At 48.1% G+C, this 24090-nt stretch carries 24 protein-coding genes; 12 read left to right on the forward strand and 12 right to left on the reverse strand.

Going from position 1 to position 24090, the window contains the following annotated elements:
* Nucleotides 1–464: 464 nt before the first annotated feature.
* Entirely contained in the window at nt 465–770 is a 306-nt protein-coding gene (locus Xhom_RS49795) for a type II toxin-antitoxin system RelE/ParE family toxin (protein WP_069318309.1), read from the reverse strand.
* Nucleotides 770–1024 (reverse strand): antitoxin, encoded by a 255-nt coding sequence (locus tag Xhom_RS49800; RefSeq protein ID WP_069318308.1) that lies wholly within the window; start codon nt 1022–1024, stop codon nt 770–772. The genes Xhom_RS49795 and Xhom_RS49800 overlap by 1 nt, the downstream gene beginning before the upstream one ends.
* 815 nt (nt 1025–1839) lie before the next feature.
* Here Xhom_RS49800 and Xhom_RS49805 point away from each other — a divergent pair.
* From Xhom_RS49805 to comJ, 10 genes are all read left to right on the forward strand, one after another.
* On the forward strand, nt 1840–4008 hold the full coding sequence (locus tag Xhom_RS49805; RefSeq protein WP_069318307.1) for a type VI secretion system Vgr family protein: 2169 nt from the start codon (nt 1840–1842) through the stop codon (nt 4006–4008).
* Nucleotides 4009–4023: 15 nt separating this feature from the next.
* Nucleotides 4024–5241, forward strand: a complete 1218-nt coding sequence (locus tag Xhom_RS49810) for a DUF2169 family type VI secretion system accessory protein (RefSeq protein ID WP_069318306.1) — start codon at nt 4024–4026, stop codon at nt 5239–5241.
* Nucleotides 5234–5590, forward strand: coding sequence for a DUF4150 domain-containing protein (locus Xhom_RS49815; RefSeq protein ID WP_069318305.1), 357 nt, complete (start codon nt 5234–5236; stop codon nt 5588–5590). The genes Xhom_RS49810 and Xhom_RS49815 overlap by 8 nt, the downstream gene beginning before the upstream one ends.
* Before the next feature lie 10 nt (nt 5591–5600).
* The gene (locus tag Xhom_RS49820) at nt 5601–9995 is read left to right on the forward strand and encodes a toxin C-terminal domain-containing protein (protein WP_232326201.1); all 4395 of its coding nucleotides are present in this window, start codon (nt 5601–5603) and stop codon (nt 9993–9995) included.
* Nucleotides 9995–10447 carry a hypothetical protein gene (locus Xhom_RS49825; RefSeq protein WP_069318304.1) on the forward strand — a complete coding sequence of 151 codons (453 nt, stop codon included), beginning with the start codon at nt 9995–9997 and terminating at the stop codon, nt 10445–10447. The genes Xhom_RS49820 and Xhom_RS49825 overlap by 1 nt, the downstream gene beginning before the upstream one ends.
* A 72-nt stretch (nt 10448–10519) precedes the next feature.
* Entirely contained in the window at nt 10520–10663 is a 144-nt protein-coding gene (locus tag Xhom_RS49830; RefSeq protein ID WP_157104635.1) for a hypothetical protein, read from the forward strand.
* Between the two features lie 28 nt (nt 10664–10691).
* Nucleotides 10692–11072 carry a type II toxin-antitoxin system RelE family toxin gene (locus Xhom_RS49835; RefSeq protein WP_069318303.1) on the forward strand — a complete coding sequence of 127 codons (381 nt, stop codon included), beginning with the start codon at nt 10692–10694 and terminating at the stop codon, nt 11070–11072.
* A gap of 217 nt (nt 11073–11289) precedes the next feature.
* Entirely contained in the window at nt 11290–11601 is a 312-nt protein-coding gene (locus Xhom_RS49840) for a hypothetical protein (RefSeq protein WP_069318301.1), read from the forward strand.
* Between the two features lie 230 nt (nt 11602–11831).
* Nucleotides 11832–12248 (forward strand): hypothetical protein, encoded by a 417-nt coding sequence (locus Xhom_RS49845; protein ID WP_069318300.1) that lies wholly within the window; start codon nt 11832–11834, stop codon nt 12246–12248.
* Nucleotides 12249–12369: 121 nt separating this feature from the next.
* Nucleotides 12370–12849 carry a competence protein ComJ gene (gene comJ, locus Xhom_RS49850; protein WP_069318299.1) on the forward strand — a complete coding sequence of 160 codons (480 nt, stop codon included), beginning with the start codon at nt 12370–12372 and terminating at the stop codon, nt 12847–12849.
* 228 nt (nt 12850–13077) lie between these two features.
* Here comJ and Xhom_RS49855 read toward each other — a convergent pair whose 3' ends face one another.
* The 4 genes from Xhom_RS49855 to Xhom_RS49870 form a co-directional block, all read right to left on the reverse strand.
* Nucleotides 13078–13362, reverse strand: a complete 285-nt coding sequence (locus tag Xhom_RS49855) for an addiction module antidote protein (RefSeq protein ID WP_069318298.1) — start codon at nt 13360–13362, stop codon at nt 13078–13080.
* A 1-nt stretch (nt 13363) separates the two neighbouring features.
* The gene (locus Xhom_RS49860; protein WP_069318297.1) at nt 13364–13660 is read right to left on the reverse strand and encodes a type II toxin-antitoxin system RelE/ParE family toxin; all 297 of its coding nucleotides are present in this window, start codon (nt 13658–13660) and stop codon (nt 13364–13366) included.
* A gap of 84 nt (nt 13661–13744) precedes the next feature.
* The gene (locus Xhom_RS49865) at nt 13745–14101 is read right to left on the reverse strand and encodes a SymE family type I addiction module toxin (protein ID WP_069318296.1); all 357 of its coding nucleotides are present in this window, start codon (nt 14099–14101) and stop codon (nt 13745–13747) included.
* A 139-nt stretch (nt 14102–14240) separates the two neighbouring features.
* The gene (locus Xhom_RS49870; protein WP_069318295.1) at nt 14241–14570 is read right to left on the reverse strand and encodes a SymE family type I addiction module toxin; all 330 of its coding nucleotides are present in this window, start codon (nt 14568–14570) and stop codon (nt 14241–14243) included.
* 334 nt (nt 14571–14904) lie between these two features.
* Here Xhom_RS49870 and Xhom_RS49875 point away from each other — a divergent pair, with 334 nt between their 5' ends.
* On the forward strand, nt 14905–15159 hold the full coding sequence (locus Xhom_RS49875; protein WP_069318294.1) for a type II toxin-antitoxin system Phd/YefM family antitoxin: 255 nt from the start codon (nt 14905–14907) through the stop codon (nt 15157–15159).
* A complete protein-coding gene (locus Xhom_RS49880; protein WP_069318594.1) occupies nt 15159–15584 on the forward strand; it encodes a type II toxin-antitoxin system VapC family toxin in 426 nt (141 codons plus the stop codon). Before Xhom_RS49875 ends, Xhom_RS49880 begins: the two co-directional genes overlap by 1 nt.
* A gap of 27 nt (nt 15585–15611) precedes the next feature.
* Here Xhom_RS49880 and Xhom_RS49885 read toward each other — a convergent pair whose 3' ends face one another.
* The 6 genes from Xhom_RS49885 to Xhom_RS49910 are packed head-to-tail and all read right to left on the reverse strand — an operon-like array spanning nt 15612 to nt 24000.
* Complete coding sequence (locus Xhom_RS49885) at nt 15612–18245, reverse strand: TipJ family phage tail tip protein (protein WP_099139839.1); 2634 nt, start codon at nt 18243–18245, stop codon at nt 15612–15614.
* 17 nt (nt 18246–18262) lie between these two features.
* Nucleotides 18263–18838 (reverse strand): tail assembly protein, encoded by a 576-nt coding sequence (locus Xhom_RS49890; RefSeq protein ID WP_069318292.1) that lies wholly within the window; start codon nt 18836–18838, stop codon nt 18263–18265.
* Nucleotides 18835–19581, reverse strand: a complete 747-nt coding sequence (locus tag Xhom_RS49895) for a C40 family peptidase (protein WP_099139840.1) — start codon at nt 19579–19581, stop codon at nt 18835–18837. The genes Xhom_RS49890 and Xhom_RS49895 overlap by 4 nt, the downstream gene beginning before the upstream one ends.
* Nucleotides 19582–19583: 2 nt before the next feature.
* Nucleotides 19584–20321, reverse strand: coding sequence for a phage minor tail protein L (locus tag Xhom_RS49900; RefSeq protein WP_069318291.1), 738 nt, complete (start codon nt 20319–20321; stop codon nt 19584–19586).
* Nucleotides 20322–20332: 11 nt separating this feature from the next.
* Nucleotides 20333–20665 carry a phage tail protein gene (locus Xhom_RS49905; protein WP_069318290.1) on the reverse strand — a complete coding sequence of 111 codons (333 nt, stop codon included), beginning with the start codon at nt 20663–20665 and terminating at the stop codon, nt 20333–20335.
* Nucleotides 20665–24000: a phage tail tape measure protein gene (locus tag Xhom_RS49910; RefSeq protein ID WP_069318289.1), complete on the reverse strand. Its 3336-nt coding sequence runs from the start codon at nt 23998–24000 to the stop codon at nt 20665–20667. The genes Xhom_RS49905 and Xhom_RS49910 overlap by 1 nt, the downstream gene beginning before the upstream one ends.
* Nucleotides 24001–24090: the final 90 nt, after the last annotated feature.

A 24090-nucleotide genomic window follows, 5' to 3' on the forward strand; every position in this document is an offset into this window, starting at 1 on the left:
GATTTGTGACAATAACGGCAATAGACGTCAGCTTTGGCCATGCTTTACCCTTAAAAGGCGGGAAGCATATCACAACAACTAACTATTTAATACATGACCGCCTGAAGAGGTCTATGAGGCTTGGGTGAGAGAGAAGAAGTAGAGATAACTTGACCCGTTACCTGACCCGTTGTTATGGCGGGCTTTCAATTTTTTATTGTAAGATATTGATTTTGGCCATACAGGATTCGAACCTGTGACCTACGGCTTAGAAGAGAGTAAGCCCATCTTTTAAATCAACGAATTACCGCATTTATCAGTGCTCACACGTCCCACCTTACCGAAAGTTACCCGTAGTTACGTGCGGTTGCCTTTCGATACCTGTCCCAAATCCGTCCCACTTAATTTGATAACGGTGTCTAGCCCTGATATACGTTGACACTGATTAACGCCTGATAATGATCGTAGCTTAAAAAACAACAAAATTACAAAAGCCTATCAGCAAGGCGTGTCAATAAATCCATCTTTTCATGAAAAATTGCCACGATTAATGCCGGAGCACTTTCTCGTGGCAAACAAAACACATAATGATATTCACAACGTGCCATGCGCAATGCCGGGTAAAGTTCGCTCATGTCCTTGAAAGATCCTTTTCCGCAAGCGAGACGCTCAATACCTTGCTTAAGGGTAGTGATGTAGCGGTGCGTCTGTGCATTACCCCATTGTTTACGTGTGTAACGAATAATTGCGCGTAAATCAGCTTCTGCAGCTTCCGTCAGTATATAATCCATTAATCGCGTCCGTTCTCAGCAAGTTCTTCATTAAGGATTTCATCAATGCTTTTCCCAGATAACTTGCCTTCTGTCCCCTCATTGATCCGTGTCTTCAACAAGGCTTTTAACTCTTGCCATGCTTGATCTTCATTAGTCATGTCAGGGAACAAACGTTCAAGCGTATATTGCTTGATTGTCTTGCCTTGCAACGCTGCCAATGCTTTCAAACTCTTGTGTTGCTGATCGGTTATATCAATAGTTAAGCGACTCATAGGTCATTCCTCATTGGTTTCCCACAAACCCACATTAGCACATATGATGTCTTATGGCTATTTATTAGACACTTGATCAATACCGTCTTGTCCGACAGCTTAAGTTTTCAGGTGCCAATATAACGAGCAGGGGCGGGGAATTCCCACAAAGAGATGCCGCTATCCATGCTAAATTAACATCGTGTTAAATGTAGAAAATATTAATCAGTTTATTTTCGTTTAGATATTATTTCACTTTCTGTTTATTTGAATGACTGGTATTTATATATTTAATGTCAATCCTTTTTGATTGCTGCCTTTTAAAAAAACAGCAAATAAAAACTCATTTATCAAGGAGTTTTTTTGATCTATTTCACGAAATAGAAATGATCATGGCCTTGTCAAATATATTATTAATTTTTTTATTTTTATTTCATAATATTAAGAAAATCCTTTCTTTTACGGATAAATAACCAATAGCCTGATGCGCTAACTATATACGTTAATTGAGAATGTTATTCTAAAACGGCAATTATTTTAACTTTTTACACTGTCATTGCTGGATGCCGTTTTTTATTTCACTTGATTTGATTTGGACTTTACCCATTCGTTATTTATTATTGTTCCTATTTTATTTATCACGGTTCAACCGATATATTCGGACAACAACGTCTCTTCAAATTATCGTAAAACCGCATATTGCGTCCTTAATTAACCCATTTGCGGAGACAATCTGAGTTAAATTTAACTCTTGTGCCCGAATGTTATGGCCTGCGTTGTTATCAGGCGGGATAGCCTATTGCATAACATTCCATCATCTCAGGGAGACAGAATAGATGTCAGTGAAAAAACACGCCACAACATTGAAGAAAGGAAAATCGCTGTTAGGACAAGGACAGCAAACTGCACAGATGGCAAAGCAGGCCAAAAACCTGTTGACGGGTGCAGGCGGGAGTCCTGCTGTCGGTGCCGGTAGCCTCATCAGTGGTGGCGGCTTTGCCGGTGGTGCGGGACAAAAAGCCGGAATGACAGCTCAGGCTGCCGCGGGTAACTCATCGGCCGGCAAGCTGTTACAGCAAGCCGGTCAGGTATTGGGATTACTGGGTGGTGCTGACCCCAGCGGATTGCTATTCACCCTGACCGCAGGCGGATTGCCGGCACAGACCTTTGTCGTCACCGACTTTAGCCTGAACGAACATTTCTCGCATCCCTTTGCACTGGAAGTGGGGCTGGCAAGCGCCATTCCCGCCATTAGTTTCCCGCTGGTGCTTGACCGCACTGCAACACTGACTATTCTGCAAAACGGCATCGAACAGCGCAGCATCACCGGCATCGTCACCCGCTTTGAGCAGGGCAATACCGGCCTGCACCAGACCACCTACCGGATGAGCATCCGCCCTGACCTGTGGCGCACCACCTTACGGCAGAACTCGCGCATCTTCCAACAGCTCAACATTGCCAACATCATCACCACTATCCTCAAAGAGCACAGCATCCGCGATGTCGTGTTCAACCTGCGCCACCCGCACCCGGAGCGCGAATTCTGCGTGCAGTATCAGGAAAGTGACTTCGATTTCCTGCAACGGCTGACGGCGGAAGAAGGTATTTTCTACTTCTTCGAATGCAGTAACGGACGCAACACGCTGGTGTTTGCCGACGACTGCGGCTCTGTACCACCGGGCATCCGCCTGCCCTATCAGCCGGGTGAAGTCAGTACACTGGGTGAACCCGCGGTCAGCAGCCTGACCAGCAGCGCTCAGGTCCGCCCAGCTCAGGTACAGCTTAAGGATTACACCTTCAAGAACCCGGCATGGCCAGCGGAATTTCAGCAACAGATGCGGGATGAAAACCTGCAGCAACTGTATTACGAGCACTACGACTATCCGGGTCGCTTCAAAGATGAGGCCCATGGCAAGGATTTCACCCGCTACCGACTGGAAGCTCTGCGCAGCGACGCGGAGACCGGGCAAGGCAGCGGCAATGCCATTGCCCTGCAACCGGGCAAACTATTCATTCTTGATAACCATCCCCGGTTAGACCTGAATCAATCATGGCAGACCGTTTCCGCCAGCCACAACGGCAGCCAGCCGCAGGCACTGGAAAGCGCCAGCTCAGGCTCCGGCACAACACTGAACAGTCACTTCACCTTCATCCGCCAGAACCAGAACTGGCGTCCGGCACCGCGCCCCAAACCGGTGATTGATGGCCCACAAATCGCCAAAGTGGTCGGTCCGGCAGGAGAAGAAATTTTCTGTGACCAGTACGGGCGTGTGCGTCTGCAATTCCCGTGGGACCGTTACGGCAAGAGCGATGACCAAAGCTCTTGCTGGATACGGGTCAGCCAGCCGTGGGCGGGTCAGGGCTGGGGTATGCTGGCTATTCCACGTATCGGACAGGAAGTCGTGGTGGATTTCCTGCACGGCGACCCGGACCAGCCTATCGTCACCGGGCGTACTTACCATGCCAGCAATATCCCGCCGGGCAGCTTACCGGGCAGCAAAACTCAGATGGCATTCCGCTCCAAAACCCACAAAGGGCAAGGCTATAACGAGCTGCTGTTTGAAGATGCCAAGGGCAGTGAACGGCTGGATTTGCACGCACAAAAAGACATGAACACCAAAGTGCTCAATAACCGCGATACCCATGTGCTGGCCAACCACAGCGAAACCGTGGAGAAAAACCAGACCATCAAGGTGAATGAGCACAAAAACGAAATGGTGAAAATGACCAGCACGGAAACCATCGGCATGGTCTACGCATTGACTGTCGGCACCAGCATGAATACCACCGTCGGCGCCAGCCAGACTGAGCAGGTCGGCAGCCATAAATCCATTGCAGTTGGTAATACCCTGTCCATCAATGCCGGTGATGTGATTGAACTGAAATGCGGTGCCAGCGTCCTGCGGATGGACAGCTCAGGCAAAATCACCATACAGGGCAGTGAATTCAAATTTGAGGCCAGTGGCCCGGTACAAATCACCGGTAAAGACATCGACCTGAACTAACAAGGACAGACTGAGATGGAATTTCGTAACCTCACCCCTTTTGCGGTGATGAACTATTCAATGCTCGATGTCGACGATACCGAACATCATGTGGCGGTCATGAAAATTGGCTACCAGCTGATGCCTGCCGGACAGGGGGAATGCGTCGCTGAACTGCTACCCGCGCCGCCTTTGTGTTTACAGGATGAATATCGCGGGCAAATGAATGCCTCGCAGGTATTGCAGGAGAGTGATATTGCTCCCTTCAAGCCGCGCTGCGATGTGATTGTTAATGGCACCGCCTACGCACCGGATAACCGTCCCTGTACCGAATTTCCCGTACGGTTGCAGGTCAACACCCAACAGGGACAGCCCCTGCTCGACAAAACCCTGACCATCACCGGCGAGCGGGAATTTATCCGTGATGCCAGCGGCCACTGGCAACTGACGGAGCCAAAACCCTTTACCACTCTGCCGTTGGATTATCGCTACGCTTTCGGGGGCGAATGCAAAATTCAGGCTGACGATAAAGCAAGCAAACACCTCAAAGAGCGTGACCGCCTGACTCCGGAACAGCGCCAACAACATCCGGACGGGGAAAATGCCCCAGTGGCCCATGCGGTTTGTGAAACCAACCCGCTGGGAACGGGATTTATCACCCCGTGGTACGCCAACGCCAAACAACTCACTCGCTACCCTGCCCCGCGCATCATCCGGTCAGAGGCACCTTTTACTGCCGAGCATTTTACAGCGCAACTGGCGGGAGCGTTGCCACCCGATACGCCCGCCTGCCAGCCACAAGGCATGGGATTTATCGGTCGCCCGTGGTTGCCCCGCCGCCAATTGGCCGGTACTTACGATGCCGACTGGTTAGAGCATCGCCACCCTTACCTGCCGAAAGATTTTGACTTCGGTTACTGGAACGGCGCACCGGCTGACCAGCAGATTGACTGGCCAGACACGGATATCGCCATTACGCTAAGTGGCCTGACACCCCACAGTGACCTGCATGTCAAACTGCCCGGACATCGTCCGTTCATTTTGTTGCGCATGCAAAACGGCATTCTGTTACCTGTGCCGATGCGCCTCGATACGCTCATTGTCGACAGCGAGGCCAGAACACTGCATCTGACCTGCCGCCTGAATTTCAAAGCCGCCCTGCCCGTGCGGGTCGCCGAAGCCCGGTTTGAAATTAACCCAGATGCGCCGTTACTCAAACTAGCACCACTGGAAGAGGAGAAAACGCATGGCTGATAACTACATCGCCCGTACCGCCGGCACATGGATGATTATCGGTATGTTGCCGGACGTGTGCAAAACCCCGATAGGGCCTGCCACACCGCCCATCCCCTATCCGGTGGTCGCGAAACTGGCAGACAGTTCGGCACCGGAAAAAACCGTGCGGGCTAATGGTCAACCCGTGGTGGTGTTTGCCCGCAGTTTTGTACCCACGACACTGGGTGACCAACCGGGTGTGGCAAATGGTGTCAAAAGCGGGACTGTGGGGGGTAAATGCCATCCAAAAGCACATACCCAAACTGTCCGAGCAGGTAACAAGCTGGTACTGCGCCATGGAGATGAATTCTGGATGAATGGAGCATAAGGAAAACGCAATGACAGTCAGAATTGAAATTACAGGATATGGTGCCAAACAATTTTGTGAAAACTTTACCATCCACACGCAAGAAAGAGCCGAAATGGCTCTCAAATATGCGGAAGACCTGTTCCCTCACAGCGAAGTCGGAGGGGAAAATTCAGTATGGACCCCTGATGGATTCAAGCAGGTTGTGCAGGATGCTGTTGATAAATTCAAAAGTGGTGAATTTCCGTTGGAAGAATGGAAGTTACCTCCTCCTGAACCTAACGAATCTTTGCCAACCAAAGTCCGCGATGACAGCCCGAGCGGTACGGGTAACACGGTAGGTAAAATCGTCGGGCAGGCACCACAGGGGGCAAATCCGCCACATGAAGCGAATCCGGCCGTCACACCGGAAACTGAGCAAGAAAAAGGATTTTTTGACAAGGTGGGAGAATGGTGGGATGAGACCAAGGAAGACGTGCAAAAGTGGGGAGAGGAAGCCAAAGAAGAGTTGAATGCCGCCTGGGATAATCCGGGAGCAGCCGCTATCGGGGCAGGAAAAGCGCTCTGGAATACCGTTCCTGAAATTGGCGAATTGTTCGGGAAAGGTGCGATTATAGTCGCAACGACTCCCGCCGTTGCAGTCGAACAAGCATTAGGATATATGGGCGTCGCTCCCGTCGGAATTTCTGACCTTCAGCAAAAGGCCGTTGATATGGTCAATGCTGATGCGATTAAGATGGAAATGAAAAGTGATGCCGAGAAAGGTGGGGCCTTAATCTTCACTGGAGCTTCTTCTGCTACAGGCATTGGTGGACTCCTCAGAGGAGCGGCTAAAATAGGAGCCAAGGTGGGGCCAAAACTCAAAAAAGCACAACAAAAAGGTGCTAGTCCGAAAAAGGAAACTCAGCAACATAATGATGACGCGACCTCATCAACCAACAAAGAGGGAAGTTGTAACGGAACCTGCATAAAAAAAGGAGAACCCGTTGATGTTGCGACTGGTGATTTTCTACAAATCTGGCCGGTTATTGCTATTCCCGGATTATTGCCGATTACCCTGACTCGCACTTATCGCTCCACCGCTAATTTCAACGGCCTGTTTGGCCCTAAATGGGCGGATGACTGGTCACGTCAGTTGGAACTGGTCAATGGTAAGGTAAATTTCACCGATGCCGACGGCGTGATCTACGATTTCAGCACACCGGGTAACACGGTGCTCGCCCGTAACCAGCATATCCCCCATTACCTGCTGACCGGCGAATTGAACAATGAATTGAAGCTGATTGATCGTCAATCCCAGCTTACCTACCACTTCAATCATGCCGTTGGATCTATCCGTAAATTATCCGCGATCACCGATCGACGTCAGAACGCGATTCGGTTTATCTACGATAAACACTCACAATTGATCGAAGTCACTCGCACCGACGGTTTCCGGCTGATCCTGGGTTATCAGGATCAGCAACTCCAAACACTAGATTATCTTGAACAGAAAAAACAGCAGCGATTAGTCACTTGTCACTATGACTCACAAGACTATCTAAGCGAATGCGAAGCGTTCCAGCATAACCACCTGTGGCATGAATATGATGCACAGGGGCAGATGATCCGCTGGCACGATACCGATCAGACCGATGTTACCCTTACTTACGATGATCGTGGACGAGTACTCACAACCTCCACCACCAGTGGCTACTGGTTCGATAGTTTCCACTATGACGATAATGCTCGTATCACCACGTATATTGATGCGGAAGGCGGTGAAACCCAGTATCACTACGATAACAACTGTCTGGTGATCCGCGAAGTTGACCCGCTGGGGCGCATCACCCGCCGCCAGTGGCACCACAGCCAAATTGTCTGGGAAGCTGATGCAGAGGGTGGAATAACCTCATTCGATTACAATCCTGACGGTGCATTGACCGAAGTAAAACTACCGACTGGCGACACCTTTTATTACGGTTATGACGAACACGGGCAACTGATTGAAAGTGTCCTGCCAACGGGCGATCGCTGGCAATTTCACTATGATGAGCAGGGCAACCTGACCGCACTGACTAATCCGTTGGGGCACAAAGAAGAATACCAATACGGTCTCCACGGTGAATTACGCCAACGCCTGCTGCCAGATGGTCGCCAATGGCATTACGCCTACGACGAGCAGCAACGGCTGGCTGCAGTGATGACACCGGACGGTCAGACCACTGGGCTGCAACTGGATGAACTGGGTCGTTTGCGCCAACTCACCGATGCCCTCAAACAACGAACCTACTATCGCTATAGCGATGACCATGCCAGCCTTAACGGCAGCCTGACCGATGTTGAACTACCGGATGGCACTACGCAGCAACTGGCCTATGACAGTGAACGGCGTGTGGTGGCAGTAACTGACGGCGAAGGCCGTACCACACGCTACACTTACGGCGCATTTGACTTGCTAACCCAAGTCACACGACCCGACGGTACTATTTTGTGCTTTGGTTATGACCGTCTGACCCGATTGAATTCGGTTACCGCCTCCACGGGTGAAACCTATCGCTATGAGCGGGATGCCGCCGGGCAAATTATCCGAGAAACTGATTTTACCGGGCGTACCATTACTTATCAGTACGATAAGCTGGGCCGCCGTATTCAGTCACAATATCCGGATGGTCAACAATTACGTTGGCACTACTCTGCTGCCGGTTCACTGATAAAACAGGAAAACTGGCAACCGGAAGAGGGCAAGTTAGAGCTTAAAGCCACCACCTCTTACGAATACAATAAACGGTATCAATTGGTGAAAGCCACTAACGCCGATGCTACCGTCGAGTATGAGTATGATAAAACCACCGGTTTGCCAATCTGCGAGCGCACCAACGGAAGGGAAATTACCCGTGAGTGGGATAGCCTGACCGGGCATCCGGTCAGCGAAAGCGTAGATGGCAATACCCTGCACTTCGGCTATAACCTGTCGGGAAGTCTGAATCACTTTCAGCTTAACCAGCATGCACCACTGACCTTCCAACATGATGCACTGGGGCGGGAAACGGTGCGCGAAAGTGCCAACGGTTTTATCCTTGCCAGCCGCTACACAGCTACCGGTCTGCTGGCACATCAATCGGCGGGACAAGCCACGCAATTTTTCAGGGAAACACTGGCTCAAAACGACCCGCACTTCCCGCCACAAGCCACCGCCGTCAACCGGAACTGGCAATATGACCGTGCCCATAATGTGCGGGTAATTGACGACAGTCGCTGGGGGCAAACCCGCTACCGTTACAATACCAACGACCAGATACTGCATACGCTGTTCGAGGGCGCACGTCCGCATGAAGAGCAGTTCAGTTATGACACCAACGGCAACCTGAGCCAACATCTCCCGACCGATGCGCAGGGAGCGGTGGCACAAATCAACCAACGTCAGCAAGCCGGGCGCGTCGTGCAGCACGGAAATAATCGTTATCGCTATGATGACAATGGGCGTTTGATCGAAAAAACCGAACACCATGATGGCTTCCGCCCGCAAATCTGGCGCTATCGCTGGGATACCCAAAACCAGCTCACCCACTGTGAAACCCCGGATGGCTCGCGTTGGCAGTATAAATATGATCCTTTTGGCAGACGTCTCCAAAAACTCAAAATTCACGATGGAAAACTGGCCGCAACTAATTTACAGTTGTGGTTGGCTGGTAGACCAGATGTAGAGCCGAGAAGCGATGCAATTATGGGGCAGGATTACCTGTGGAGCGGCGATCAACTTATCGAGGAAACGCCAATTTACGCTGACGGCACGCCGGCGGAAGGTCAACGTATCCGTTGGTTATATGAACCCTACTCATTAACGCCGTCAGCCCGTTTTGAGAAATACAAGCTACACTATATCGTGAGCGACCATCAGGGCACACCGCGCGAGATGCTAGACGAACAAGGAGTACTAGTCTGGGCACAGCGGCTAAAAACGTGGGGACAGGCAGATAGTTTTCAGGTGGTTAGCTCCGGTCATGCCGATTATCATGTTAACTGCAATTTCCGATTCTTAGGGCAATTTGAGGACGACGAAAGCGGGCTTTACTACAATCGCTATCGGTATTACTTACCGGAAACCGCGCAGTACATATCGCCTGACCCCATTGGGTTATTGGGTGGGCTGAATCCGTATGGGTATGTCGATAATCCGGTTAATTTTGTTGATCCATTTGGATTAGCAAAATGTAACTTTGCCGAAATGGCTAAAAAGCTCGGATATACAAAAATTAACGAGCGTTCTCATGGACAACCTATTTATATGAATAAGAAAGCATCGAACAAAATGAAATATATTACTCCTGATGTTGATCAACATAATGGAGGTGTATGGAAGGCTGCTGATAGTGTGAAAAATTTAGGTAGCAAGAAAACAAGATCGGGAACATATGATGCTGATCTGAATAGGATAGGTGACTAATGAAATATTCATATAGAATAACAAAATATACTAATATCAATGAAAATGGCGATATTTATTCTGATCCTGATGAATGGACTAGCTTTTTTGATATTGGTCAAAAAGTAAAAAAAGATGAATACGAACGGATTGAAAATCAATATATAGATTATATTATTAATTTATGTAACTGTTTAGGTATCAAGTCTCTTAAAATCCAAGCACTAGAAGTAAGTGTTGATGAAATTTCATATATTGAAGGTGAGTCTATAGATATCAATCAATTAAAAAACGGAATTAAATCAATTTTGAGAGAAGATATGTGGTGTAAACTCATATCAGATACATGCGAATTTCATTTTGGATATGATTTTTATATGTATTTTGTATCAAAAATAGATCCAAAAGAATGTATAGATAAAATAAATACTTTACTTACAGTACAAAAATATAGATCACCATATTTAGATTAATAATATCTAACATAATGAATTAGCCGGAAAGATCACTGTGATCTTCCGGCTTTGTTCTTTTAAGAGTCTATCATGGTGACCAAAATCATTGAACTACATCAATTTGAGCTGGCTAAAAACCTCAAAATCCCGGAAGATCTTAGCCAGCTATTCCATGATTTGAACAGCCCAGTATGGGTACTCAATATAAATTTTCTGGTAAAATTGAACAATTAGTAACAGATGGCGCTCTTAAGAGGTTGTCATGAGCTTAAAAATGAAAAATTTGAAGAAAAAAGAGATGATTTATGATGGGTTCGAAGACGAATTTTATAAACTAAATCATACCATTAAGTCCTCATGCTGTGATGAAAAAATAACTATCAGCGTTTCAAGTCTAAAGAACTTAAATAAATTAGATGAACATTTGCGAGTAGCAATAAAAGATAGAATTAAAGGTATCAAAGAGTTTCCGTTATCAACAATCATGACTCACAACTATGATGATTTATCAGTCATGTATGACATATATGACTGCAAGATGAAAAACGTAAAATTATTAGCCATTCTTGCAGTTGGCGAACGGCAACCAGCAAGATATCAGGTAATTTTATTAGGCATTTTTAAATATTCTGAAATGAATTGAAATTAACACTATAAAACTGGGAAGATTCCATGATATTCCAAGTTGTTCAAATCCATGTACCAGACCACGTAGCAAATTCTGCCTATTCACGTGAAAACCTGTATAATGCAGGTAATGCTCGATATATTGAAGAGTCTGTTCTGAATAAAACCAAAATCAAACCCAAATGGAATAAATTTATATCTCTCTCATCATGTAAAAATTTGAAAATACTTTTATGGAAAGATTAATCATTAATGTCCAAATTAATTGGATTTCTGAAAACCAAGGTGGTAAAAATAATTTACCAATCAATACATTATATTATGTCATTACTGAGCCAATAAAAAGTAAGATTGGTGAAACAACATATTGGAGCTTAGTATTAGACATAAAAAGCAACTCTTATGATGAAGAAAGAAATGAGAGAATAGGTTTAGGAAAAGCTTATTTTCTAGCTGATAATGCTCCTGATTTTTTACTTACTCAAGGATTTAATTTAAATGTATATGAAGGCCCTAAATTTGTTGCCGTAGTTGAAGTTCTTTGAACTTGTTAATAAATAGTAACTGGCTAATTTTTATTTAAACTCAAACTGCACTGGTACTTTTTTTGATAATTGAAGAAAGAGTAACATCTCTAATAGAAGTGGATCTAATAATATTTAGATTGACTCTGGTATGCTTGGGGAGTAAATCTAAAAAGATTAAGTGCAATACCAGTTAGCGCCAGTGATAATATGGGTAACTATAATAGTTTAGATCTGAAAAGGTATGAAAAATGATATGCGTCAATGAAAGAAAAATAAAAATAATAATAAATGGTGAAATGGAAGAAGCTAAATTGCATTTGATTGATTCTCCTGATAGGCATTGTTGCTTAAGAATATTTCATAATAACAATCAGTTGGCAGAATCAAACGGCATTGATTATTTTTCATGCTTTATAGATTTAAGAAACCAATTAAAAGATATCGTTTTTCTTTGCAAAGGAGCAAAAATAAATGTATTCCCATCGGCAATGCAGAGGGATATGGGTTTAGGTATAACAGCTTATGAAACTAAATTAGGTCAGTATGGCTTACCTGAAAATCAGGTTCATATATTTGATTTTGAGGATAAAGATGTTGATGTCACCCCAGAAGAGCAAGCAAAATTTCATTATCAATGGTTTGAATCATTAGGGAAAAGTAACTGATTTATTAGCTTAGATTAAGCCAGAAAAATCCCGTAATTTTCCGGCTTTGTTCATTCTTACCTTGATGAATACTCAATGATTGATAACATGGTTTATATTATAATTAAAAATAGGTAACAGAATGAAAAGTAATGAACAAGTAGTAGATTTATTGATATCACATAGCCAAATTCAGGTTCGCTCAAGACCATTTGATGAAATACTATGTCAATGGGGAAATGAGAATATCAAACAAGGAGCTATTCTTCACAAAGATTATGTTGTATTCGATCCTTTACCAGATGACGCTTTTGGCGCGAATATACACTTAACTTTTGAAGTAAATTTTAATATGGACCCTCTAGTTCAGCGGTGTATGGTTGTTCCTTTTTATGTCACAGATAAAAATAAACTGGAGATAGCGTCAGCGACTGAAAAATTTAAGATTGATTTAGACCTTAAAGAAACGCTTTATAGCTTATACTATGAAATATGTGAAGGTGATGAAGTTTTTTATAAATTAACTTTTGTCCCATCTGAAATTAAGGTTGATGCTAAATATATGTTAGATGACCCGTGGGGAGGAGAAAAAAACAAACCTCTTCAAGAAGGAAAAGTCTAAGTAATATCACGTTAATTTTAAAATTGATAAGCTTATTTAGCATAGGTTACAAGTCGTGTTAAAAGTAGTTTCTGTTTTTTTACTTTATCACGACTTGGTTTATTATTAGACAATTGATTACTCTAAACAATCTTAAACATAACACTCCGTATTTATATATTTAATTTTAACAAATTATATAATGTTACATGGATAATTCACAGTTTTTAGTGTGAAAAAGAGAATTGATTAAGTCCCAGTGAAATGCAGTTTCAAACCCAATGCTTTTGATATTTTATATACGGTATTAAACGACGGGTTGCCTTCACCGGATAACGCCTTATATATCCCCTCTCGGCTTATTCCTGATTCTTTAGAAAGTTGGCTGATATTTTTTATTCTGGCAATGTTGCCTAACGCTTTAAATAAATATTTTGTGTCGTTCTCTTCGATAGCGGCATTTAAGTATGCCTGAATATCTTCTTCGGTTTCTAAAAACTCCACAACATCGAATTTTTTTGGTTCTGTTTTCATTTTAAAATCCCCATTCTTTCGCAAGTTGTTTGGCTTTCTTTATATCTGCCTGCTGGCTGCTTTTATCTCCACCACAGAGCAATAATATGATTTTATTATTTTTATTAGCAAAGTAGACACGATAGCCTTGCCCGTAATGTATTCTGAGTTCCGAAACTCCACCTCCCACAGGTTCAACATCACCAAAATTGCCCTCTTCCATTCTTTCAACTCTGATTAAGATCTTGGCTTTGGCTATCCTGTCTTTTAAGGATTTTAACCATTTTTCAAAATCTTGAGTCCTTTCAATGGTTATCATGCTCACCTCTAAAGCGAATATCATTATTGTATATAAACAATACGATGTGTCAACCATAGTTAACACATCAATACAATCAGCAAATTAAAATGTCTTACACGATTCAGGCAGGTCAGACTCTGTCATCAACATAATTTTGCCGTAACCGAAAGCAACTTGAACAGGTTTATCCAACAAACCGGTTTCCGTTAACCAATCGCCCGCCAGATACAGTTCGCCATTATCACGTACCCAATCGATGCCCTGCTTCGGATCATTTTCCACAGCGCGGAACAGGGCTGCTGGATCATCGTCAGGCTTCGCCAATGTCAACATCAGCCCGTTGTGATATTGTTGGATATGAAACAGGCTATTGGGCGTAAATCCCATCTGCTGCATATCATCACCACGTAATACACATTCCGGTTTTTCAGCGTTTTCAGTAGAAAATCTAAGCTCCATAGATTCCTTCTTTGTTGATTCATAAAATAAAATGCGAGCGGCTTCGCAAAAGAAAAATTTTGCCATTTAAGTGCAAAGCACAGCTTACGCAATCGCGTTCAATATTATGTTTTAATTGATAAAACATAGCATTATGCGTTTATTTCGGCAGCTTTTTATTTAATTTTCCGGGAAATTGCCGCAGCCACTGTGCCACGGCGATATCATCCCATTCACCTTCATTCAGGCTTTTTAAGCAGTGCCACAATTCATGAAAATTTTGGGCTGTGATGATCAGGCAACCGGGCATCACTCTGATTTTTAACGGATCATTGATGGAAAACCCGGCTTCCAGTAGCCATTTTCCACTTAAATTGATGGCAGGAGTCGTGCGGTTCACCCCATTGGGGCGATAAACCACTTTCTGATAACGTTCCGGTTGGGAAATTTTGTAAATGCGAGTGCCTGCAGTAGAATGCGTGTCAGCCATAATAACTAATCCTGTAGTTATTGTGGTTAGCGGTTTTAGCGTGTTTCCAGCACGTTAAAGCCGCGTTTAAATTTTCACCGCCACTCTATCCCCCGCCCAAATAACATGCCACTGACAAAAATGACCTTTGCAAAGCGGCTCGCAAAATAACGACAGCGAATGTATTCCATTTCTATTGACTATCGCTGCCTTATACCGGACACCAAAGAGTGGTAAAACTAACAGCCGTATTACCCGCCGCCATTTGGGAAAATGGCAAAGTGAACAAACTTTGCACTATTATTCATAATGTAGTAATGTACCTATATAGCTAATTTAAGCAGGAGGTACAACCATGACTATCACCACTCTCTCCAGCCGGGAGCTGAACCAGGATGTGACCCGCGCGAAGAAAGCAACCAAAAACGGCCCGGTATTCATCACTGATCGTGGCAAGCCTGCACATGTGCTGTTGAGCATTGAGGAGTACCGGCTGCTGACAAAGCAGCATCGCAACATTGCCGATTCGCTGGCGATGCCGGGCGTTGCAGACATTGAGTTTGAACCCCAGTCCGTGACTATCGACACTCGTCCGGCTGATTTCTCATGATGTATGTACTCGATACCAATGTCGTGTCCGAGCTACGAAAAATTCGCGCTGGGAAGGCTGATCCTAACGTGGCGGCATGGGCTGAAAATGTTGATGCCGCTGCTCTCTTTGTGTCCGCCATCACCATCATGGAATTAGAACTTGGCATTTTATTGATTGAGCGTAAGGACGCCACACAGGGGGCTATACTGCGGGCGTGGCTGGAGCAACATGTCTTACCGGAGTTCTCTGAACGAACATTGCCTGTTGATACAGCCGTAGCACAACGCTGCGCTCGGTTGCACGTACCAGACAGATGCAGCGAGCGTGATGCGCTGATTGCGGCGACAGCGCTCGTGCATGGTATGACGGTAGTCACGCGTAACGTAGCCGATTTTCAGTCCTCAGGGGTGACGATCCTCAACCCGTGGGAATCGAATCTATAATGATGGCCGGAAACTCTTGTTAGCGGATTATCGTGTGCGTTGCTGAAGATCTTTCAGCATGTCATGCAGTTTCTCAATGGCCTGCGCATTTTCCGCAGCGGATTGCTTGTAACGCGCATCGTCTCTGGCCTGTTCAGCAAGTTGTTCCTGCAAGCGCCGCCCGGTTTCGGCATCCAGAAAATGATCCCGACTGGCTTCCACTATCCAGCCGGTATCATTGGATGCGTGGCCACTGACCAGCGACGTCCACGCTGAAGCATGACCTGATTTGTCCACCAGCCGTGCCCGAAAGTAGAGTTTCTCCTTCGCGGCCAATCCCTGCAACGTGTGGGTGCGTTGTGGATAGGCAATATCAGCGAACTTCAGCGTGCCATCATCTTCTCCGCTTTTGTTGTAGCCAATTTCCGTTTTCAGCAGAATATTCGTCGGATTAGCAAAATCCCAGTCCAGTCGGATGCCAAAAAGTAGCGGCGTGGTTTGGAAGGACTGCGGTTCTGATGGCGGCCTTGTGTATCTTTCCAGCAGGGTATCCCGTGTGATCGTCCAAATACTGGAGATTGCCGCGGCATTCATCGCCCTGACTCGCGCCTGATAGCGTCCTTCATCGACGTTCGGTACCTCAAGACGCCGGGCGGTTGTCTGGGGTGCCGTTATCCAGTTGCCATTGTCTTTACGCCATTCAACGTCATAGGCCACGGCACTGCTGGCGGCATCCCATGTGATCTGCAACGTGGTGGTGATAATGCCCTGATTGATTGCCGTATCACTGTCGATACGGACATGCTTCGGTGCCGGCTGAACACTGGGTGGGAGGGTGGCCACGGGGCGTTCATCAATACGAATATCCGTGTCAATAAGGGCATATTTGTCAGGATTGTGTTCAACTGCCGTGATGTCAAACAAGATACCGTCTTCCCCTGCTTTGATACCCATCACCCGGAAAGGGTGTTCCACGCTATAGCTGGATTCAATGGACCAGACGGCCCCCGCCTCCGGGAGATCTGAATAAGCATAGCCACCGCTACTCACGGAAACGTCCTGTCCGTTGATCGCGGTAATGAGATCCTTTCCTGTTTTACCGGAAGGCAGGTTGACGACCAACCAGTCCCCCGATTTTGCTGATGGCACCCGATCCAACGTGAGCATATATCGCCTCGGCACAGCCTGAATACGCCCACTTCTGCCGGCTCCTGACAGCAGATTATCCGATATGCCGATAAGGTAACCCGGCAGAGGAATACGCCCCTCCAGTCCAACAGTGAAGGTGACGGTCCGGTCGTGTTCATTGGTATACAGTACCCATTTTCCACGCCGGATAGCTTCACTCTGGCGGGTACAACCAATAGCGGTAATATCGGCCTGCCGGATACCATAGCGACGTATCAGGCGATGCTCAAACACCGGTTCGATCGCATCCTGATAGCCGTTCTGCGGATCAGACCAACTCACCATCGCCGTAGAATAATGGGTTTTCTCACTGGCACTGGCATAGGTGAATTTACCGTCACGTACATTGGCCCCCGTAAAGAGATAATCCCTGTCACGGGGCATATCCGCCAGCACGTTCATGTTGTTATTGGCCCAGAACGTCATCCCCCGGAAAATCCCCGCAATATCACGCAACACCGCCCAGGCATCTTCCTGTGACTGAATATACACATTGCAGGTAAAACGGGGCTCTTCGCCCCCTTCACCATCCGACACCATCTGATCACAATATTGCGCGATGGTGTACAGATCCCATTTTGCCAGAGTCAGGTTTTCCGTTTTCACCCGGGTACCGATGCTGAACCGGTCATTGATCATCAGGTCATACAGCACCCAAGCCGGATTGTCGCTCCATGCCCATTTGAAGGTGCCTGACCACACCCCCGAATAGGTGCGACTGTCCGGATCATAATTATCGGGCACTCGGATAATGCGCATCTTCGGTTCACAGGTGATTTGCGGGATATTGCGGAACTGTTTGGCATCAAACTGAACAAATAACAGGGCTGTTTCCGGGTAGCTTAATTTGGCATCGATCACCTCAGTAATGGCTTCCACTACCATGGCATCCGCGATCCGGTTGCTGTTTTCTTTTGGCGTCAACCGCCGAAGGCGCACCTGCCAACCCGAATGGGCGGTGGGTAAATCCAGACGATGGGAGCGTTCATATTGGGTGGTGGTTTTGCCATCAACAGCGGTTTTCAGGATTTCCTTGAAAGCGCCGCCATCAGTGGCAAGGTCAATGGCATAGTCAATGCGATAACCCACCGTGTCTCCGTTCTCTTTTTGCTGCTGCAACTGGGGCCACGATAACCGCAGGCGAACCGCTGACAGTTGGGTATTGGTGACCGTCGTGACCCACGAGCTGACCAGTTCAGCACTCACCGTTCGGGCATTTTCAATCGCCGGCATACCGGGGATATACGCCTGATGGGGCGTACCGGGACGAAATTCCCATTTGACGCCTTCAAAATTAGGCGAGCCATCGGCACCGATAAGCGGCGTGTTATCCAGAAAGATACGCCGACCATCCAGCTCGCCGGCAAATTCACCTTCACCGAGGGCAAGGAGGATCTTGGTATAGGCAGTCGATTGCAGCGAGTCCGGCGCTTCCACCGGCGTGCGCGGCTGCTGTCTGCCGCCTTTATTACCCAAAATGGGTTGCTTTTCCATACTTCATCCTCAGCGCGTTATTGTTGGTCTTCCGCATAGATACCCGCTGAAATGATAGCGCCACCAATGCGGCGTCTGCCGTAACCAATGGGCACAGGATTGCCCTGCGCAACGGTGTTCACCGGTCCCCCGAACGCATAGGAGGGCTTGTTATCGGGATCTTCGCACCGGGCCAGACCGCCCGGCATCGGTGAGAGCATCTGTGCCACGCCACCCAACATCATGCCCACCCCGGACATGACCATCGGCGCACCAAACGGGGTTGCCCACAAGAACGCGCCGGCCACCACCATGACCGCGCCCAGAATAGTCTGAAAGACACCGGCATTTTTGCTGCCGATAATCATTGGCGCAATGCGGATATCGTCCTGCCCGGAAAACACCAGCTCTTCCCGGCTGATATTGCGTTTTCCGTTAAACACGGCAAAGGTCAGCCCCTGCTCTTTGGCAGTCAGCAGGAAGCGTTCAAACCCTTTCATCCGCACGGATAATGCCCGGATTGCTTCCTGCGGGGTAGAGACAGCCAGTGTATGCACTCGGCCGAACTGAGTCCCCAGTACACCGTAAAGCCGCACGGTGCGTAATGTGTTCATGATGTCATTCTCCTAAACAAAAAATCCGCCGAAGCGGATGCATGACGCAAGGTGATGGTGGTGCGTTCCTGCCAATAGCCATGATAGGGCTCTCGCTTACTGAGCTGCCCGTACAGGTGGTGCAACATCAGGCCATCACCCAGATAAACACCGGCGTGGTTGGGTTCATTCGCCTGTACCTGCATAATGATCACATCCCCTGCCTGCAATTCACCGCGACAGGCGACAAATCCAGCGGCGGCATACTGTTTCATATACAGATTTTCGCCCCGAGTCCACCAGCCATCAGTACGGTCAAAATCAGGGAGTTCAAGTGTGCGTTCCAGTTTGTACCAATCACGCACGATGGCATAACAATCCCAAATACCGTGCACGAACGGACGCCCTATCAATGGCTTAATGCCGGCCAGAGGCATCAGGGTACGGATATCCCCTTCCGGCCACGAAACAATCACCCATGGCGTTTGTGACAGATCACACTGGGCGATATCCAACGGGCTCGGCTGTGTCGTCGCATCGGGGTGACTGTGAACAATGGCAATAATCTCGCCCTGATCTTCGGCAGCCGCGTAATCCGCCGGGTGAATACAGAACTGTTCAGTGGGTGACGATGCGGTATTGCGACAAGGAAGATAATGCTGTCGGCGGTGCTGTTGAATAATTACCCCGCAGCACTCATCCGGGTAGGCCGTTTGGGCATGTGCCATCATGGCACGGGTGGTCGATTTTCTCAGTATCGTCATGCTTATCGCCTCAGCAATGCCGAGCCGGGAAATCCCCCAAAGGGCAATTGCGCTGTGTCACCAAAACGTTTTTTACAGTCGCGCATTAACCCTCCACAGGCATCCAAGGCCGGATCATTGGTCGGTTTGCCTCTTTCCGTAAAATAACGGGTGCCGGTATAGCCACACGGTGACTGGCGATACAGTCCACGGATGCACCATGTACACAGGCTGTGAATTTGCCGGGTCGGAATTTTAATCCCCTGCAAATCGGCGGGAGAAGAGAGCGAAAACTGGATGCTTTCGTTATCTTCCTGAGTTTTGCTGTCAATGTAGAAAACATCGATTTTTTCCTGCGTCGGATCGGCTTGCGGGTTGCCATCGGGAAAATTACGCGCATCCAGATAATGGGCAAAGGTCATGCGGATCGTGACACGCGCCTGCACCATGTTTTGATACGCCAGACACAACGCACTCAGTGTGCCGTCCAGATTGGTCACATTGAGAGTAGGCGTTACCGCCCTTCCATCACTGGTCACTTCCAGCCCTTCAATGCTGACGGGCCACGGTTTGTATTCTACACCCTGCCACCAGAGCGATTTCACCGGTAAGTTCCCGCTATTTTCCAGCTCAGCCTCGGTATACGGGATAGGATGATTGTGAAAGTACAAGACAGGCCCGCCAAATACCGAGCCATCGACAGCCAATAAGACAATTTTACTTCCCGGCTCAAGCCGCTGAAGTGTTGCATTCATGGTCATGATGAGATCTCTTACGGATGATAGATACGGGTGAAGGTCACGGAGAGCGTGAAATAAACGCCATGGGCCTGAACAGTGAATTTTCCTGCCTGATACAATCCCGGTTCAGAGAGCGGATTACGCCATTTAAATGCGCGCCAGCCCTGATGCTCACGTAGAAAAGCGATAATCGGCTGGATATCAGACAGCGTCCCGACAAAAGACACCGGCCAATTTTCGCGCTGCGCGTTGATCCCACTGCCGGAGGTCTGCTTATAACCATCACCGAACTGGACAGTACGTACCATCGGCTCAAACTCGCCACTCGCGCCTACCCTGACAGGAAAATCAAAGGTTTTTATCATTATCGGCCTCCTTTAATCGCCGCACTGAGTTCACCACCCTGACTCAGACTTTTATGCAGTAAAAATTTGAAGCGCTGATCGACAAATTTCGCGATGTCCTGCCCCGCAGACTCGGCACCCCGGGATGTTTTCGTGTCATGCGTCCCCTCGGCATGGATCACAATATGAACGGAATTAAAGGTCTGGTGGCCCGTACTGCCAGTGGCCTGAACCCCCAGCTTGCCGTCAGCACCGCGTTTTAAGGGTAAGATCGCTTCCGGGCCAGCTTCCCCCATCACCCCGCCCCCTTTGGCAAACGCAAAAAGCGTCGGTTGACTGACCATCTGCCCGCTGTACTGACTTAAATCCGTCGATTGATAAACGCCGCCTTTCGCATTCATGATGGGACTCTTCCAGACATCCGGCGTTATTGTGGTGCCAGAGCCCACCGAAGACAGGCTACCTCCCGCCGAAGACAATGCGCTGGCACCCATGCTACCCATCCCACCCCCAAAGAAACCGGAGAGGGCTTTGGTGATCAATGCCTGCACTGCAATACGGATCAAATCCTGAATAATGGATTGCGCCAGTGAGGCCGACAGCTCCCGCATGGATGCTGAAAAGGATTTTGTGCCCGTCAACATGCCGGTTAACGCACTCCCTGTACGTTGCTCGACCACATCCAGCAGATCCATCTGCATTTTCTGGAAATCACCCTGCGAGGCATATAAATCCTTAGCAGCAGCCAATTGCACGCCGTTGGAACGATGAGCCGCGGCGGTCATTAACTGTTCATGACGTTCCTTGCTGATAAGTCCGTTCCGGTAGTAAGTGTCGTAAAGCGCAGTTTGTTCTGTGAGCTGATTTTGCAATTGCACAACGGGATCGACCTCCCCCTCCCTATCCAGATGCGGGGCGGCAATTTGCTTTGCCTGTTCCGCTAATTTGTCTTTCACCGACGTTTGATACAGCGTTTTACTGGCGGACAGGTATTCCTGTTCGGTTAATAACCGTTCGTTATACAGCGCTTTCAGTTCTTCGCTGGCGTCTTTTTCCTGCCGGATCAATGCGGCTACCGGGGAATATTTTTCTGCCAGTTCGAGGCGTTGTTTTTGGTGATTTTCGGCATTGAGGAGGTTTAAGCGTTGCAGCTCACTGTCCGAAGCGATACCCGATTTGCCAACTTCATGGATTTTACCCCGCATTTCTTTCTCGCTGAATCGGATGCGATCCAGGCTGGTGGCATGGGTCTGCTCAATGTCCTTGCGTAACTGCTGATAAAGGTGAAGTGATTGTCTGCCTTGTTTCTCTGCTTTGATGAGATCCTGACCTGTCCACGGATTACCCGTGCCGTTCTCTTCGGGTTTTGGCGGCTCAGGCAATGGCTGGTCAAAAATCCCCGCGACCGAGGTTGTCTGTAGGTTTTTCTTTCTGGCGGTTTTCTTTTCTATCCCTTTGAGGATATCTTCTCGCCGACTGAGTAAGACCCGGCCTTGCTTTTCAACTGCTTTCGGATCTTCATAAAAAAAACTTAAGACCCCTTTTTGACGATTTTCTAAGTGCTTGATTCGGGTTTGAGAATACCGTTCCAGTTGGCTATCAATCTGCCTGAGTTCTGCTTTCAGATTGTTAAGATCATCGTCAGTCTTATCCAGCTCGACCGCCACCTTAATTTTGGAAAGCCGTTGCAGTTCAGCCACCGTTTCAACGGTTTCCTCCTTTAAGTGCCGCAACCCCTCTTTGGCTTGGACGCTAGAGTTATATAACCCGTACAGAGCAGAACCTGCCAACATTGCGGCACCAAATGGTCCCCCCATCAGGGAAAGTGCGCCACGGGCAGCGCCCCCCGCGACAGATAATGCCCGATAGGCATAAGACAGCCGGCGGTTAGCCGCTTCAAGTTGTCCGGTGGCCTGTGTTTGTAGTTTGAGGGCTTCCGTTTCCTGTCGGATCAGGGTGCTTTTTTCTTTCGCATAATTGACGGAGAGTCTATGCAAACGGTTGGTTCTTTCCAGATACTGAATGTGCCTGCCCTGCGCTTCCGTTGAACGTAGCGTGGCATTGGCCTGTTCAAGAGTACGTTTTGCCGTTTCTGCCTGCTGTTTGGCCATATCACGAGCCGCTTTTTCGGTGGCCCGCCATGCCGTCATATTTTCACGTAATCCCGCGGTCAGCTTTGTTGCTATCACGGGGATTAGCGTATGCAATGCCACGCTGGCCACCAGATTAACATTCTCGGACAGCGCATTAATCGCATGGGTTGCCCCCTGTACTCCGGTACGCAATGGGCCATCGGTACTCTGCCCGATTTTCAACGCCATGCCTTCAAAAGCACTCGTCAGCACCTCCAGATCAGCACTCAGGTTATTCGCACGCGCACTGGCCTGTTCATAGGCGACCTGTGTTCCGGTCAGGGCTTGGGTCAATACTTCCAGTTTTTCCCGCCCGGTGACCAAGTTCGACGCGGCACTGACATTGGCCCGTCCGAATAACTTTACCGCTTGCGCTGTAGAGAGGTTCTTGCCCGTTAAAGATTCCAGTGCCGACGACAAACCCACCACGGAAGGTTTCAGTTTCTTGTCGGTGGAACGCTCCAGCGCCAGTATCACGTTACGAATCGCCGTGCCTGCCTCGCCGCCTTTGATACCCCGCTCTGCCAGTATCTGAATAGCCGCCCCCAGTTCTTCAATACTGATCCCAGCCTGAGCGGCTAGGGTGCCACCCTGTTTAATGGCCTGCGCGGTTTCGTTGATTTCAGAAGAGCCATATTTCGCCCCGGCTGCCAGTACGTTAATAAAACGGTCAGCCTGGGCGGCACTGGCACCAAACTGATTCAGCGATAACGCCAGTGCTCGAGTCGCATCCGGGAGATCAATCCCGGACGCCTGTGCCAGTATCACCGCTTTCTCAGTGGCTAGCGTCAGCGCCCCGGTGCTTTTCAGCAGTTCTGGCTTGGCAGAAGCCATCAGTTTAAACGCCTCAGCAATGCGGGTAGCACCGAATTCCGTGGTACGCCCGATCCGTTGGGCGTTTTCATCCAGTTTCTTTAACTGTTCACCCGTTGTACCGGTAATGGCAGACAAGTCAGACAATGTCTGCCCGTATTGACGAGTATGGGAAATCATCGTGTTCAGTGAAAAGCCCGTACCCGCCAGTAACGCCAGTTGCCCGGACACCGATTTGATGTGCGATGCCAGTGAACGGTAGGTCTTTTTCAGTTTGTGAGCATCCGAACCCGCCTGATCCGTAAAGCGTTCAGACTCCCGCCCGGCATAACGATAGGCATCCCTCATCTGGGATTTGAACGAAGTCGCATTGACCAGCAAGCCCACCGTCAATGTCGATAAATTAGCCATAACTTAACCCAATAATTTCATGACAGCCTCACACTGTGCCCGGACCACAGCGGGCGAACTGTCTGCCGGTTGGCGGTGTTTCAGTCGGTA

The organism is Xenorhabdus hominickii (assembly GCF_002632725.1).
Taxonomy (GTDB): domain Bacteria; phylum Pseudomonadota; class Gammaproteobacteria; order Enterobacterales; family Enterobacteriaceae; genus Xenorhabdus; species Xenorhabdus hominickii.